This is a genomic window from Amycolatopsis sp. NPDC051372 (genome assembly GCF_040682095.1).
GTDB lineage: Bacteria > Actinomycetota > Actinomycetes > Mycobacteriales > Pseudonocardiaceae > Amycolatopsis.
Genome location: NZ_JBFBAF010000021.1, coordinates 120,663 through 133,223, shown reverse-complemented (window position 1 = coordinate 133,223; position 12,561 = coordinate 120,663). Strand labels below are relative to the sequence as shown.

The 12,561-nt window shown below is 68.5% G+C and carries 15 protein-coding genes; 10 read left to right on the top strand and 5 right to left on the bottom strand.

The genetic code is table 11. The annotated features are described in order from the left end of the window. Positions 1–13: 13 nt before the first annotated feature. Positions 14–502 (bottom strand): hypothetical protein, encoded by a 489-nt coding sequence (locus AB0M56_RS29655; protein ID WP_364181734.1) that lies wholly within the window; start codon positions 500–502, stop codon positions 14–16. A gap of 230 nt (positions 503–732) precedes the next feature. Here AB0M56_RS29655 and AB0M56_RS29650 point away from each other — a divergent pair, with 230 nt between their 5' ends. The 3 genes from AB0M56_RS29650 to AB0M56_RS29640 all read left to right on the top strand — a co-directional run bounded on the left by AB0M56_RS29650 (position 733) and on the right by AB0M56_RS29640 (position 3,617). Then, positions 733–1,956 (top strand): NADP-dependent isocitrate dehydrogenase, encoded by a 1,224-nt coding sequence (locus AB0M56_RS29650; protein ID WP_364181731.1) that lies wholly within the window; start codon positions 733–735, stop codon positions 1,954–1,956. Positions 1,957–2,191: 235 nt separating this feature from the next. Further along, positions 2,192–2,506 carry an SH3 domain-containing protein gene (locus tag AB0M56_RS29645; protein WP_364181729.1) on the top strand — a complete coding sequence of 105 codons (315 nt, stop codon included), beginning with the start codon at positions 2,192–2,194 and terminating at the stop codon, positions 2,504–2,506. 142 nt (positions 2,507–2,648) lie between these two features. Next, a complete protein-coding gene (locus AB0M56_RS29640; protein ID WP_364181727.1) occupies positions 2,649–3,617 on the top strand; it encodes an IS481 family transposase in 969 nt (322 codons plus the stop codon). Between the two features lie 28 nt (positions 3,618–3,645). Here the strand turns inward: AB0M56_RS29640 and AB0M56_RS29635 are convergent, their stop codons facing one another. The 3 genes from AB0M56_RS29635 to AB0M56_RS29625 form a co-directional block, all read right to left on the bottom strand. Further along, the gene (locus tag AB0M56_RS29635; protein WP_364181724.1) at positions 3,646–4,203 is read right to left on the bottom strand and encodes a permease; all 558 of its coding nucleotides are present in this window, start codon (positions 4,201–4,203) and stop codon (positions 3,646–3,648) included. 121 nt (positions 4,204–4,324) lie between these two features. Then, positions 4,325–4,894 (bottom strand): WHG domain-containing protein, encoded by a 570-nt coding sequence (locus AB0M56_RS29630; protein WP_364181721.1) that lies wholly within the window; start codon positions 4,892–4,894, stop codon positions 4,325–4,327. Positions 4,895–4,936: 42 nt separating this feature from the next. After that, positions 4,937–5,677, bottom strand: coding sequence for an MBL fold metallo-hydrolase (locus AB0M56_RS29625; protein WP_364181719.1), 741 nt, complete (start codon positions 5,675–5,677; stop codon positions 4,937–4,939). A 41-nt stretch (positions 5,678–5,718) separates the two neighbouring features. Here AB0M56_RS29625 and AB0M56_RS29620 point away from each other — a divergent pair, with 41 nt between their 5' ends. Next, the gene (locus AB0M56_RS29620) at positions 5,719–6,534 is read left to right on the top strand and encodes an exodeoxyribonuclease III (RefSeq protein WP_220246208.1); all 816 of its coding nucleotides are present in this window, start codon (positions 5,719–5,721) and stop codon (positions 6,532–6,534) included. A 437-nt stretch (positions 6,535–6,971) separates the two neighbouring features. Here AB0M56_RS29620 and AB0M56_RS29615 read toward each other — a convergent pair whose 3' ends face one another. Further along, the gene (locus tag AB0M56_RS29615; protein WP_364181715.1) at positions 6,972–7,691 is read right to left on the bottom strand and encodes a chitinase; all 720 of its coding nucleotides are present in this window, start codon (positions 7,689–7,691) and stop codon (positions 6,972–6,974) included. A 461-nt stretch (positions 7,692–8,152) separates the two neighbouring features. On the opposite strand from AB0M56_RS29615, the gene AB0M56_RS29610 reads away from it, so the two are divergent. The 6 genes from AB0M56_RS29610 to AB0M56_RS29585 all read left to right on the top strand — a co-directional run bounded on the left by AB0M56_RS29610 (position 8,153) and on the right by AB0M56_RS29585 (position 12,387). Beyond that, positions 8,153–8,485, top strand: coding sequence for a hypothetical protein (locus AB0M56_RS29610; RefSeq protein WP_364181713.1), 333 nt, complete (start codon positions 8,153–8,155; stop codon positions 8,483–8,485). 117 nt (positions 8,486–8,602) lie between these two features. Further along, positions 8,603–9,625 carry a tryptophan--tRNA ligase gene (gene trpS, locus AB0M56_RS29605; protein WP_364181710.1) on the top strand — a complete coding sequence of 341 codons (1,023 nt, stop codon included), beginning with the start codon at positions 8,603–8,605 and terminating at the stop codon, positions 9,623–9,625. A gap of 227 nt (positions 9,626–9,852) precedes the next feature. After that, a complete protein-coding gene (locus tag AB0M56_RS29600) occupies positions 9,853–10,347 on the top strand; it encodes a hypothetical protein (protein WP_364181708.1) in 495 nt (164 codons plus the stop codon). Then, positions 10,344–10,805, top strand: a complete 462-nt coding sequence (locus AB0M56_RS29595) for a hypothetical protein (RefSeq protein ID WP_364181705.1) — start codon at positions 10,344–10,346, stop codon at positions 10,803–10,805. The genes AB0M56_RS29600 and AB0M56_RS29595 overlap by 4 nt, the downstream gene beginning before the upstream one ends. Continuing rightward, a complete protein-coding gene (locus AB0M56_RS29590; RefSeq protein ID WP_364181702.1) occupies positions 10,806–11,318 on the top strand; it encodes an AAA family ATPase in 513 nt (170 codons plus the stop codon). A gap of 55 nt (positions 11,319–11,373) precedes the next feature. Continuing rightward, complete coding sequence (locus tag AB0M56_RS29585; protein WP_364181699.1) at positions 11,374–12,387, top strand: YhjD/YihY/BrkB family envelope integrity protein; 1,014 nt, start codon at positions 11,374–11,376, stop codon at positions 12,385–12,387. The last annotated feature ends 174 nt before the right edge of the window (positions 12,388–12,561 follow it).

Genomic DNA, 12,561 nt, shown 5'->3' with positions numbered 1-12,561 from the left:
GTTCCGAACCCCATCACCGCCCAGGTCGCCGCCGCGCCACCGTCGTCGCCAGACCCGTGCCCACCAGCAGAAACCCGGCCGCGAGCAGCGCACCGGAGAACAGCCACGACGTCAACCCGAACGAGAGCCCGCCGTGCGGGAGACCGTTCAGCAGGTCGAAGCCCCATTCCGGCATCGCCAGCGCGATCACGCCGGGCAGCACGCCCCACACGAGCCCGCCGAGCAGCGGCCCCGAGGACGACCACGCGCCCAGCGCCGCGACACCCAGTAACAGGATCGCGCCGGCTGCCATGAGGGCGATGCCGAGCGCGTCGCGGCGCGCGGCGAAGGCCTCCATCACGATCATCTGCTGCCGGTAGCCCCCGGCCGCGAGCAGGCCCAGGGCCACGGGCGTGAGGACGAGGCCCAGCAGCCCGCTGAACACCCGCGCCAAGGCCCGGCTCGGCGGCGGTGGCTGGTAGGCGGGCGGTTGAAAGGTGGTGTACGGGTCGGAGTACGACACAGCGTGACCTCCCGAGTGGCTGGTTCCCCGATGGGATGGTCGCGGACCTCACCCGGTTCCGCGACCGGCGAACGCGTGGTGTGCCCACCCGTCGGAGCCTCGCGCCAGGGGTGGAGACTTGATGCCGACCACTTCTGGAACCATCCAGCTCCGGCAAGCAGTACGCTTGTACCGCTACCGACGAAGTCGAAGAAGTAACGCGAAGATCCGCGGAAGGAGCACCGCTGCTCATGGCCAAGATCAAGGTCCAGGGCACCGTCGTCGAGCTCGACGGCGATGAGATGACCCGCATTATCTGGCAGTTCATCAAGGACAAGCTGATCCACCCGTACCTGGACGTCAACCTGGACTACTACGACCTGGGCATCGAGGAGCGGGACCGCACCGACGACCAGATCACCATCGACTCCGCGAACGCCATCAAGAAGCACGGCGTCGGCGTCAAGTGCGCCACGATCACGCCCGACGAGGCGCGCGTGGAGGAGTTCGGCCTCAAGAAGATGTGGCGGAGCCCCAACGGCACCATCCGCAACATCCTCGGCGGCGTGGTCTTCCGCGAGCCGATCATCATGCAGAACGTGCCGCGTCTGGTACCCGGCTGGACCAAGCCGATCATCATCGGCCGCCACGCACACGGCGACCAGTACAAGGCCACCGACTTCAAGGTCCCCGGCCCCGGCACGGTCACCATGACCTACACCCCGGCCGACGGCTCCGAGCCGATGGAGTTCGAGGTCACCAACTTCCCCGAGGGCGGCGGCGTCGCCATGGGGATGTACAACTACCGCAAGTCGATCGAGGACTTCGCGCGCGCGTCGCTGCAGTACGGCCTCGACCGCGGCTACCCGGTGTACCTCTCCACCAAGAACACGATCCTCAAGGCCTACGACGGCATGTTCAAGGATGTGTTCCAGGAGATCTTCGAGGCGGAGTACAAGGCCGACTTCGACGCCAAGGGCCTCACCTACGAGCACCGCCTCATCGACGACATGGTCGCCGCGGCGCTCAAGTGGGAGGGTGGCTACGTCTGGGCCACCAAGAACTACGACGGCGACGTGCAGTCCGACACCGTGGCCCAGGGCTTCGGCTCGCTCGGCCTGATGACGTCGGTGCTGCGCACGCCGGACGGCAAGACCGTCGAGGCCGAGGCGGCCCACGGCACGGTCACCCGCCACTACCGCCAGCACCAGCAGGGCAAGCCGACCTCCACGAACCCGATCGCGTCGATCTACGCGTGGACCCGGGGCCTGGAGCACCGCGGCAAGCTCGACGGCAACGCGGAGCTCATCGGCTTCTCGAACACCCTCGAGCGCGTGGTCATCGACACCGTCGAAGGCGGCAAGATGACGAAGGACCTGGCGCTGCTCGTCGGCAAGGAGCAGGCGTGGCAGACCACCGAGGAGTTCCTCGGGACGCTCGACGAGAACCTGGCCAAGAAGATCGCCCAGGGCTGATTCGAAGGCCGCACCAGCCACCGGCTGAACTGCCTTTTCCCACCACCGCGAAGGGGCACCTCGGAGGAGTCTTCCGAGGTGCCCCTTCGTCGTGACTACCGGTTGTCACCAGAGGGTGACGCTGTTGGCGCCTCCGGGTGGTCTGCCCGGCCGGACCTGTCGGGCGGACCGACTCCGTGTCTACCCTGGTGGAGCCCGATTTTTCGCGACTGACTTTGGTGACGGAGGAGCGGCCGTGATCCTGGGTTTGATACCGAAGAAGACCCTGATCATCATCGGTGTGATCGTTGCCGTGATCGTGATCTACGTCTTGAACCAGAAGGGCCAGGCCGACGCCCAGGGTTCCCCGACCGGGTGCAAGGTCGCGGTGACCGCCGACGTGCTCAACGCCCGCGAAACTCCGGACGGCAACGGCAAGATCGTCGGCAAGTACCTCAACGGCGCCGAGTTCGACGCGATGCCGGTGCAGCAGAACGGATTCCGCGAGGTCGCCAAGGACAAGTGGGTGGCGAGCAGCTTCGTGAAGCCGGTCGAGGGTTCGAAGTGCTGAATGGTTTTCGGCGCTGACGGGCGCTGAAGGGCTAGATGTACTCGGCCGGGACGTTGGTGACGCGCGGGCGTGTTGGTCGTTGACGTAGCGAAGACCTCCGGATGCGGTGGAGATAGCCGTCTTCACCAGTCCGGAGGTCTTCATGGCCCACCGTAACGCCCGCCTAACTCTGCATGGCCGACTACTCCTGATCGACCGTGTGTGTCGCCAGCGACGGCCGGTATCACACGTCGCCAAAGAGCTCGGGATCTCCCGGCAATGCGCCCACCGCTGGATCGCCCGCTTCCACGCCACCGGTGAGCCCGCCGACCTGCACGACCGTTCATCACGGCCACACCACTCGCCCAACCAGACCCCTGCCACGGTCGAGGCCCGCGTCGTCCGGGCGCGTCACGAACACCGCCGCGGCCAGGACTGGCTCGGCCCCGAGCTCGGCATCCCCGCCCGCACCATCTCCCGCATCCTGCGCCGCCACCACCTGCCCCACCTGCGGGAATGCGATCCACTGACCGGACAGATCATCCGCGCCTCCACAACCACCGCCATCCGCTACGAACGCGACCGGCCCGGCGAACTGGTCCACATGGACGTCAAAAAAGTCGGCCGCATCCACGACGGCGGCGGCTGGAAAGCCCACGGACGCGAACACGGCCAAAGCGGTGCGCAGAAGCGCGCCAGAATCGGATTCGACTACGTCCACTCCATGGTCGATGACCACACCCGCCTGGCCTACTCCGAGATCCTGCCCGACGAGAAGGGCCCGACCTGCGCCGGCTTCCTGCGCCGGGCCGCCAGCTACTTCGCCGAGCGCGGGATCGCTCGGATCGAGCGGGTCATGACCGACAACCACTTCAGCTACAAGCGTTCCCACGACGTTCGCGACGTGATCACCGTGCTCGGGGCCCGGCACGTATTCATCAGGCCCCACTGCCCCTGGCAGAACGGGAAAGTCGAGCGCTACAACCGCACCCTGCAAACCGAATGGGCCTACGCCCGAGTCTTCCTCAGCAACGGCGAACGCGCCGCCGCGCTGGACCCCTGGCTCGAGTTCTACAACACTCGACGCCGTCATACCGCACTCGGAGGTCAGCCACCGGTCAGTCGCCTATGACTGTCACCAACCTCATGACCGAGTAGGGCTAGAAGCCCGCGAAGTCCAGCGCCACCGTGACCACGCCTGAAAGCGCCGCGATCAGCGCCAGCGTGCGCGCCTTGCGCCGGTCGCGCTTCGCCGCGGCCCGCCAGTAGAGGCCGATCCCGACCACGAGCAGCAGGAACTCCACGGTCATCGACACCGCCGGCAGCCGCCACAGGCCGAAGCCGAATGTCGGCAGGTTGCCCGCGTTGCCGGGCAGAATCGGCAAGTCGGCGCGGTGCACGACGAGGTCCAGCAGCCAATGCGAGAACGCCACCGCGCCGAGCGTGACGCCGGCGCTGCGCCCGAGCCACCGCGCCGCGACCAGGCCGAACAGTGCGGAGAGCACGAGCGCGCCGACGAGCGAGTGGGTGTAGTCGGCGTGGATCACACCCTCGCCGTAGCCCGTGCCCCCCGACTGGTCGATGGTCTCGATGCCGGTCAGGTAGAGCGGCGTGAACACGATGTCGAGCCACGCGGTGGCCGGCATCATCGTCCACACGGGAATGGCGGGCCGGCCGGCTTTCACGGCGGCGGCGAGCCCGAAGTGCCCGGCGATCATCTGCCGGCCTCGCTCTCGACGGGCGTGGCCTTGGCCTTGGCCTGCCAGGGGAACCGCGCGTCGGGGATACCGAGCGCGACGGTGAACAGCAGAACGGCGAGGACGAAGGACATGGTTCTCCTCAGCTGGCGTAGTCGGTGATGCCGCGGACGAGCATCGTTTTCAGGAGCGTGAAGCTGGCATCGACGTCTTCGAGCCGGCCGAAGCCGCCGGACGCTTCGAGGCTCGCGAAGCCGTGCACGGCCGCGCGCAGGCATCGCGTCGCGTGCGCGGTCTTCGCCTGGTCGAACCCGTACGGGCGAAGCACGGCGAAGGCGACTTCGGCGACGCCGAGGGTGGCCTTCGCGAGCTCCTCGTCGCCCGCGTCGGGCGCGGTTTCCAGCGCGGCGACGCGGTGGGGGTGGGCGCGCAGGTACGCGCGGTAGGCGTCGGCGAGGGCCTCGATCGCGTCGTCACCGGAACGGCCGGTCGCCGCACCGCGCAACGCCTCGGTCATCTCGGCGACCACACGCAGGTCGACCAGCCGGCGCAGGGCGGCGAGCCCGCCGACGTGCTTGTACAGCGAGGGCGTGGCGACGCCCGCGCGTTCGGCGACCTTGGCGAGGCTGAGCGCGTCGGCGCCGTCGGCGTCCACCACCTCGAGGGCGAGGGTGACGACGGCGTCCGGCGTGAGGCCGGCCCTAGGGGACATCAGGTTGGCTAACTATCATAGCTTTAAAGCTAAGCCTGTTAGCTAGTGGGCGCCAAGCTCGACGGTCAGGCCTTCGTCCGCGACGAGCACCTCGCCGTCGAACTCCCGGCGGGCTTCCGCGGCGGACACGGAACGGTCGGCGCCGGGCCAGAAATGGGTCAGCAGCAGGGTTCGGACGCCCGCCTCGGCCGCCGTCCACCCGGCCTCCGCGGCGGTGAGCAGCCGGCGCGGCTCGTCCGGCGGCTCACCTTGGAGGGTGGCTTCGCAGATGAGCAGATCGGTGTCGCGCGCCAGCTCCACGAGCAGCCGCGACGGGCCGGTGTCGCCGGAGTACGCGACGGTGGCGCGCGGCGAGCTCAGCCGCACGCCGTGGTTGGGCACGTGGTGGGGCAGCGGCGTCGAGGTGAGCTGCCAGGGGCCGACGGTTTCGGGCCGCGCGAAGGTGCGGATGTCGAAGATCGTGGCCGGGTGCGGGCGCGGCTCGGCGGCTTCGAGGCGGCGCAGCACGCCGGGGGTGCAGTGCAGCGGCAGACGCTGGTCCTCGACGGTGTCGTGCCACGCGCGGCCGAGCGCCGTGAGGTCCGCGATGTGGTCGGGGTGCTCGTGGGTGATCACGACGGCGTCGAGGTCTTTCGCGGCGACGTGCGTGAAGAGCCGGCTCGCCGAGCCGTACCCGAGATCGAGCACGATGTGATGGTTTCCTTGTGAGAGAAGGAATCCCGCGCACGCGCGGCCGGGTTCGGGCCAGGCGCCGCAGCTGCCGAGCACGGTGAGTCGCGCCATGCGCGCAGTCTGGCACAGGATTGTCGGACCCGGCGGGTAGCGTGCGCGGGGTGCTGACCGTCTCCACCGTGAATGTCAACGGCCTGAGGGCCGCCGTGAAGAAGGGCTTCGTCGAGTGGCTCGCCACCACGAAGGCCGACGTGGTCGCCTGTCAGGAGGTGCGGGCCGAGGCCGCGCAGCTGCCCGCGCACGTCGTCGAACCGGAGGGTTGGTTCGCCGCCCACGCGCCCTCGGTTGCGAAGGGGCGAAACGGCGTCTCGCTCTACAGCCGCGTCGAGCCCGACGAGGTACGCGTCGGCTTCGGCGAGCCCGAGTTCGAGGACAGCGGGCGCTACCTCGAGATGCACCTGCCGGGTGTCGTCGTGGCGAGCCTGTACCTGCCGAGCGGCGATGTCGGCACCGAGCGCCAGGACGAGAAGGAGCGCTTCATGGCCGCCTTCCTGCCCTACCTCGGCGAGCTGCGCGCCAAGTCAGCCGCGGCGGGCCGCGAGGTCGTGGTGGTGGGCGACTGGAACATCGCCTACGACACCGTCGACCTGAAGAACTGGAAGGGCAACCACAAGAACTCGGGCTTCCTGCCCGAAGAACGCGCCTGGCTCGGCCGCGTCTTCGAAGAGGCCGGCTACGCCGACGTGCAACGCCGCCTTCACGACGGCCCGGGCCCCTACACCTGGTGGTCCTACCGCGGCCAGGCCTTCGACAACGACTCCGGCTGGCGCATCGACTGCCAGCTCGCCACCCCGGCCCTGGCCGACGCCGTGCAGTCGGTCGTCGTGGAGCGCGCCGCCACCTACGCCGAACGCTGGTCCGACCACGCCCCCGTCACGGCGACGTACGACGTGCCTTTCCCGCGCTGATTCCCCGCCGAAGCGCGGTGCAGCCCCGGCGCCGGTCGTGCCGCCGCCGGGGCTGATTTCCTTACCGCGCGGCGCCGCCGGCGTGCGGGGCTCCGCGTGGTTCCCGGTCTCGGCGCGGCGTCGAACGCGGGTGTCGCGGTGGTGGGTGCACTCGGTTGTGCCCGGGTTGCGGAGCATGCGCGGTAATACCTCGGCACGCGGCGCGCTCCCTCGCCGAGCGGCGAGTGCGTTGCTGCCCGGTGTACGGCGCCGTCGCGCGTGCCTGCGCCGTGGGCGGGTGTGCAGGGTCTTGAGTTGCCCGCCGAATCCGATAACCGGGCGCGGCGTGGCGGCTCGACGAGACCACGCCACACCGCACCCGTGTTGAATTCCTTACCTGCCAAGCAGAAGGGCCCCTCGGCCGCCACCGAGGGGCCCTGCCGGCAACCTCGACAGCCTCAGCAGCTGAGGTTGCCACCCGGGTCGACGCCCAGGATGCCGGTGATCTTCCGGTACGCGTCGATGCGGCTCTGGACCTGGGCGGGGTTGCCGCCGTTGCATTCGATGGAGCCGTTGATGCTGCGGATCGTCTCGCCGAAGCCGCGGCCGTTGACCATGGCGTCGTGCGGGGTCATGGTGCCGGGGCCGGACTGGGTGTTCCAGTACCAGAGGCCGGTTTTCCACGCGACGGCCGAGTCGTTCTGCACGAGGTTCGGGTTGTTCAGCAGGTCGATGCCGAGCGCGTCGCCCGCGGCTTTGTAGTTGAAGTTCCAGCTGAGCTGGATCGGGCCGCGCCCGTAGTACGCCGCGGTGCCCGCGGGGCAGCCGTACGACTGGCTCGTGTCGCAGTAGTGCGGGTAGTTCGCGGTGTTCTGCTCCACGATGTACACCAGGCCACCGGTTTCGTGGCTCACGTTCGCGAGGAACGCCGCGGCTTCCTGCTTCTTCACTGTGTCACTGCCGGAATTCGCGAAGCCGGGGTATGCACCGAGCGCATTGGTCAGTCCACTGTAGCTGTAGAACGAGTTCCGGCCCGGGAACATCTGGTTGAACTGCGACTCGCTGACGACGAAGCTCGCGGCCGGCGCGGCATTCGCAACCGTGGTGGCCGGCACGAGCACCGTGATCGCGGCCGCGGCGGCCATCCCGACGGCGGTGAGGATCCTTCGGAGAGACATGGGCTCACTCCTTTGTTAGCCCTTGAAGTGGTCTACACCATAGAGGTATAGACCAATCGCAGGAGAGAAAACAGAGCCCAGTGTCGGGAGCCGGTCAAAAAGACGCGATCAGACCAACGAAGTTGGTGAATAACTTGCTTTCCGTAGTTCGTCGCCGCCAAACGGGTGAACGTTTTTCACGTTTTGCTCGCGCCGCGCGACCGGAACCGGACCAAGCCGACACTCGTGACAGCCGTTCGAGCGACCTCGGCAGCACGAAAAACCGGCGAGAGAGCGCTGACCACCAGTGACACCGTCAGCCCGGGGGTGGTCACCGGCCCTCCCTGGACGGGCGCTAGTCTCGGCGCCCGAGTTGATCAGAACCGACAGGTCTTGACACGCTCGGTAGTTTTTTCACTGTATGACCCATCCTTACGGGTGAGAGATCTCGCCAGGAACATCACTTCGCGGGAGGCACTCCGGTGCGCAACCCAGGTCATCTCCTGTTGCGGCCCACGCTGCGCTCGGCCCGGTCGGCGACGCTCGTCGTGCTGCCGGCCGTCCTGCTGCTCGCGGGCAGCGGCACGGCGCTCGCCGACGACGGCGTCGTCCGCGCGGAGACCCCTTCGGCGGGCTTCGGCATCCTCGGCCCCGTCGGGCTGGTCGCCGTGGCGCTGGGCATCGTCGGCATGGCCCTCGGCGTCCTGCGTCAGCGCCGCAAGGCGCGCGCGGCGACCGCGATGGCCCTGCCCACCCCTGAGCCGGTCGACACCGAGGAGCCCACCCGGCCCCTCGCGCCGATCCAGAACCCCTAGAAAAGCCCTGGCGACGCCCTGGAAGCCTGCCCGGAAGCCCCACTGAGAACCCCCGCCGAGCACTCCAGGGAGACCTCCCTGTGACCCGCCTCTCCGGCTCCTGAAAGAATCGCCGACGTGTCCGACGAACAGAACGGGCGCCTGCGGGTGCTTTCCGGGATCCAGCCGACGGCCGACTCGTTCCACCTCGGCAACTACCTCGGCGCCCTGCGGCAGTGGGTGAAGCTGCAGGACACGCACGAGACCTTCTACTGCGTCGTCGACCTGCACGCCATCACGGTGGAGCAGGACCCGAAGGTGCTGCTGGAGCGCACGCGCCGTTCGGCCGCGCAGCTGCTCGCGATCGGCGTCGACCCTGACCGAAGTGCCCTGTTCGTCCAGAGCCACGTGCCCGAGCACGCGCAGCTCGGCTGGGTGCTCGAGTGCCAGACCGGCTTCGGCGAGGCCAGCCGGATGACGCAGTTCAAGGACAAGTCGGCCAAACAGGGCGCCGACCGCGCCAGTGTGGGCCTGTTCACGTACCCGGTCCTGCAGGCCGCCGACATCCTGCTCTACCAGGCCAACGCCGTGCCGGTCGGCGAGGACCAGCGCCAGCACCTGGAGCTCACGCGCAACCTGGCGCAGCGCTTCAACAACCGCCTCGGCAAGACGTTCACGGTGCCCGAGCCCTACATCGTCAAGGACACCGCGAAGATCTACGACCTGCAGGACCCGACGGCGAAGATGAGCAAGTCGGCGTCCGCGGCCAACGGTCTCGTCGAGCTGCTCGAAGACCCCAAGCGCTCGGCCAAGAAGATCCGCTCCGCCGTGACCGACACCGGCCGCGAGGTCAAGTTCGACGCGGAGAACAAGCCCGGCGTCTCCAACCTGCTGAGCATCTACTCGGCGCTCACCGAGCGCTCGATCGCCGACGTCGAAGCGGCGTACGAGGGCAAGGGCTACGGCGACCTGAAGAAGGACCTCGCCGAGGTGCTCGTCGAGTGGGTCACGCCGTTGCAGGCCAAAGTCCAGTCCTATTTGGACGACGTCGCCGAGCTCGACAAGGTTCTCGCCCGCGGTGCGCAGCGCGCCCGGGAGGTGGCAGCGCCCACGCTCGCCACCGTGTACGAGCGGCTGGGCTTCCTGCCCGCCTCTCGCTGATCGATCTTTTGTCGGTGGACAAAAATTGAAGAAGAGTCTGGCTATTTTAGCTGTCCTGGTGCTGCTCCGCCGGCTGCGGTGAGTCCACTCCGGACAGCCAGACGGCGTCGCCGGAAGGCGACGGTCAGACCACGCAGCGGCCCGGCTACGAAGGCTCCGACTACCCGGATGCCGCGCCGCTGAAGGAACTGCCCGACGCGCAGGGCGTTCAGGTCGGTGGGAAGCCGGTGATCGAGGCCTGCAACCTGTTGTCACTGAACGACTTGAAGGATCTCGGCATCAAGGTCGGCTCGCGCCCGGACCCGAACGTCGTCAACTTCGAGCGCACCTACCTGGTGGGCGACGGCAAGGGCCCGCTCGAGACCTCGTTCGGCACCTACTCGAAGGCCGACGGGCTGGCGGTCGACAAGTGCGCCTACGCCCTGGAGCCGAAGGACGGCACGCTGCAGGAGAGCCTGGCCGTCGCGGTTTCGCAGCCCGCGTACGTGTCCGGCACCGCCGAGACCGCCGCGGCGTTCGTCGGTGCCCCGGCGAGCATCACGCTCGGCCAGGTGCAGGGCGACGGCAGTGCCGGCAAGCTGCAGGACATCGCCAAGCGCGTGATGCAGACCTCGAGAAGCAGACGAACGCGCCGGCCGGGCCGAGCACCGTCGGCTACTCGAGCCCGGTCTTCCCGAAACCGGTCGCGCAGCCGTGCCCGCTGCTCACGGCCGACGTGGTGAGCCCCGCCATCGGCACCGACGCGTCGCCGCTGGTCTCGGAGGTACCGGGCACGGCCGTCGGCGTCATCGCGTTCCCGCACGACCCGCAGCCGCGCAACTACGTGCAGCTCGAGTGCGAGCGCGGCACCGGCGAGGACGACCCGCTCTCGCGCAAAGCGCTGTCGCTGACGGCGACGAGCTTCCTCACCGAAGACGCCGCCAAGGGATACGTCGACAACACCGCGGGCGCGCACGGCGGCCAGGCCCCTTCGGCCGCGATCGGCGACGAGTCACGGATCATGACCGACACGATGTCGGTGAGGACCCAGGGTGTGCTGATCTTCCGCAAGGGCCGCTTCGCCTTCGAGCTCTACCTGGTCGACCACGACGGCCACCCCATCGGCAGCACCCTCGCCGAGGCCAACAGCCTGCTCGTGCCCGCCGGCCAGAAGATCGCCCTGGCTTTTCAGGGGACGTAAGTGCGGCTGATCGTCCTCAACGGACCGCCCGCCATCGGTAAGTCAACGCTGGCGGAGCGGTTCGCGCAGGCCCACCCGCCGACCCTGAACCTCGACGTCGACCGCGTGCGCTCGCTTGTCGGCGGCTGGCGCGCGCAGCCGAAAGAGTCCGGCTTGGCGGCGCGCGCCTTGGCTCTCGCGGCCGCCCGCGCGCACCTCACCGCGGGCCACGACGTGATCGTGCCGCAGCTGCTCGCACGCCCGGATTTCCTGCTGCAGCTGGAAGAACTGGCCCACGACGTCGGCGCTTCGTTCCATGAACTCGTGCTCTGGGACACCCGCGAAAACGTCCTCAGCCGCTTTGCCTCACGAACGCCCGGGACGCAACACCACGACACCACTGCGGCCGACGTCGCCGCGTTCCACGACCGCCTCGAATCCCTCCTCGCCGACCGGCCGCGGGCGCGGATCATCACGACGTCGGCCGGACACGTCGACGACGCCTACCGAGCGGTGCTCGCCGCCCTGGACTGACCCCCGAGTACCCGCTCGCGTTGCGGCTATCACCCACCGTGGTTAGCGTTTTACGGTGGCGAACAAGACTGGTGACCAGGAAAAGCTGCTGCCTCGGCTGCGGCGGAAGTACCCGTGGCTGGATCACCTGATCCGAGCCAACGAATCCTTCGGCGAGAACTACGGCAACCACTACGCCGCCGCCATCACGTACTTCAGCGTGCTGGCGGTGTTCCCGATCTTCATGGTGGCGTTCGCGATCGTGGGCATGGTCGTGGGCGGCGACCAGGCGGTGATCGACCAGATCACCAACGGCATCAAGAGTTCCGTGCCGGAGGCATTGCAGGGACTCGTGACGCAGATCGTCGACGCGGCGATCAAGTCGGGCAGCGGCATCGGGATCTTCGGTCTGCTCCTGGCGCTCTACTCCGGCATCGGCTGGATGTCGAACCTGCGCGACGCGCTCACAGCGCAGTGGGGGCAGGAGAAGAAACCGCAGCCGATCGTGTCGACGACGATCAAGGACCTGCTGTCGCTCGTCGGGCTCGGCGTGGCGCTGATCGTGTCGTTCGCGGTGACGGCCGCGGGCGGCGGGGTGGGGCAGTACCTGCTCGAGCTCGTCGGCCTGGAACACCAGACGTGGGCGGTGTGGGTGCTGCGGGTGGCCACGATCATCCTCGGCCTGGCGGCCAACACGCTCGTGTTCATGTGGGTCATCGCGCGGCTGCCGCGTGAGCACGTGGCCATGCGCAGCGCGGTGAAGGGCGCGATCGTCGCCGCGATCGGGTTCGTCATCCTGCAGCAGGTGGCGTCGATCTACCTGGAGAGCGTGACGAAATCGCCGGCGGCGGCGATCTTCGGGCCGATCATCGGTCTGCTCGTGTTCGCGAACCTCGTCTCGCGGTTCCTCCTCATGGTCACCGCGTGGACGGCGACCGCGAAGGAGAACCAGCGCAAGGTCGTGCGGCCGCCGGCGCCGGTGCTGCTGGAGCCGCGCGTGACGGTCCAACGCGGGTTCGGTCTGAGCGCGGCCGCGGGCGTGTTCGGCGTGGGTGCGCTGCTCGGCTGGATGGGGCGACGGCGGGACTAGGGCGTGTCTGACAAACATCGTGGGTGGCGGTTGTGATGCTGCCGGTGTGTCGCGGTTTCAGTTGTTGTCAGATGAGCAGTGGGTGTTGATCCTCACGCTCGATCCGCGGGCAGTTGCGCGCCCGCGGTATCACCGCCGTGATCCCCGAACCAGCTGATCCGTCACGCCGTGATC

What these genes read in the sequence shown, in the direction of transcription:
- AB0M56_RS29650 (WP_364181731.1), top strand. Translation starts at nt 733, where the DNA reads ATGGCCAAGATCAAGGTCCAGGGCACCGTCGTCGAGCTCGACGGCGAT.
- AB0M56_RS29640 (WP_364181727.1), top strand. Translation starts at nt 2,649, where the DNA reads ATGGCCCACCGTAACGCCCGCCTAACTCTGCATGGCCGACTACTCCTG.
- AB0M56_RS29635 (WP_364181724.1), bottom strand. Translation starts at nt 4,203, where the DNA reads ATGATCGCCGGGCACTTCGGGCTCGCCGCCGCCGTGAAAGCCGGCCGG.
- AB0M56_RS29630 (WP_364181721.1), bottom strand. Translation starts at nt 4,894, where the DNA reads ATGTCCCCTAGGGCCGGCCTCACGCCGGACGCCGTCGTCACCCTCGCC.
- AB0M56_RS29625 (WP_364181719.1), bottom strand. Translation starts at nt 5,677, where the DNA reads ATGGCGCGACTCACCGTGCTCGGCAGCTGCGGCGCCTGGCCCGAACCC.
- AB0M56_RS29615 (WP_364181715.1), bottom strand. Translation starts at nt 7,691, where the DNA reads ATGTCTCTCCGAAGGATCCTCACCGCCGTCGGGATGGCCGCCGCGGCC.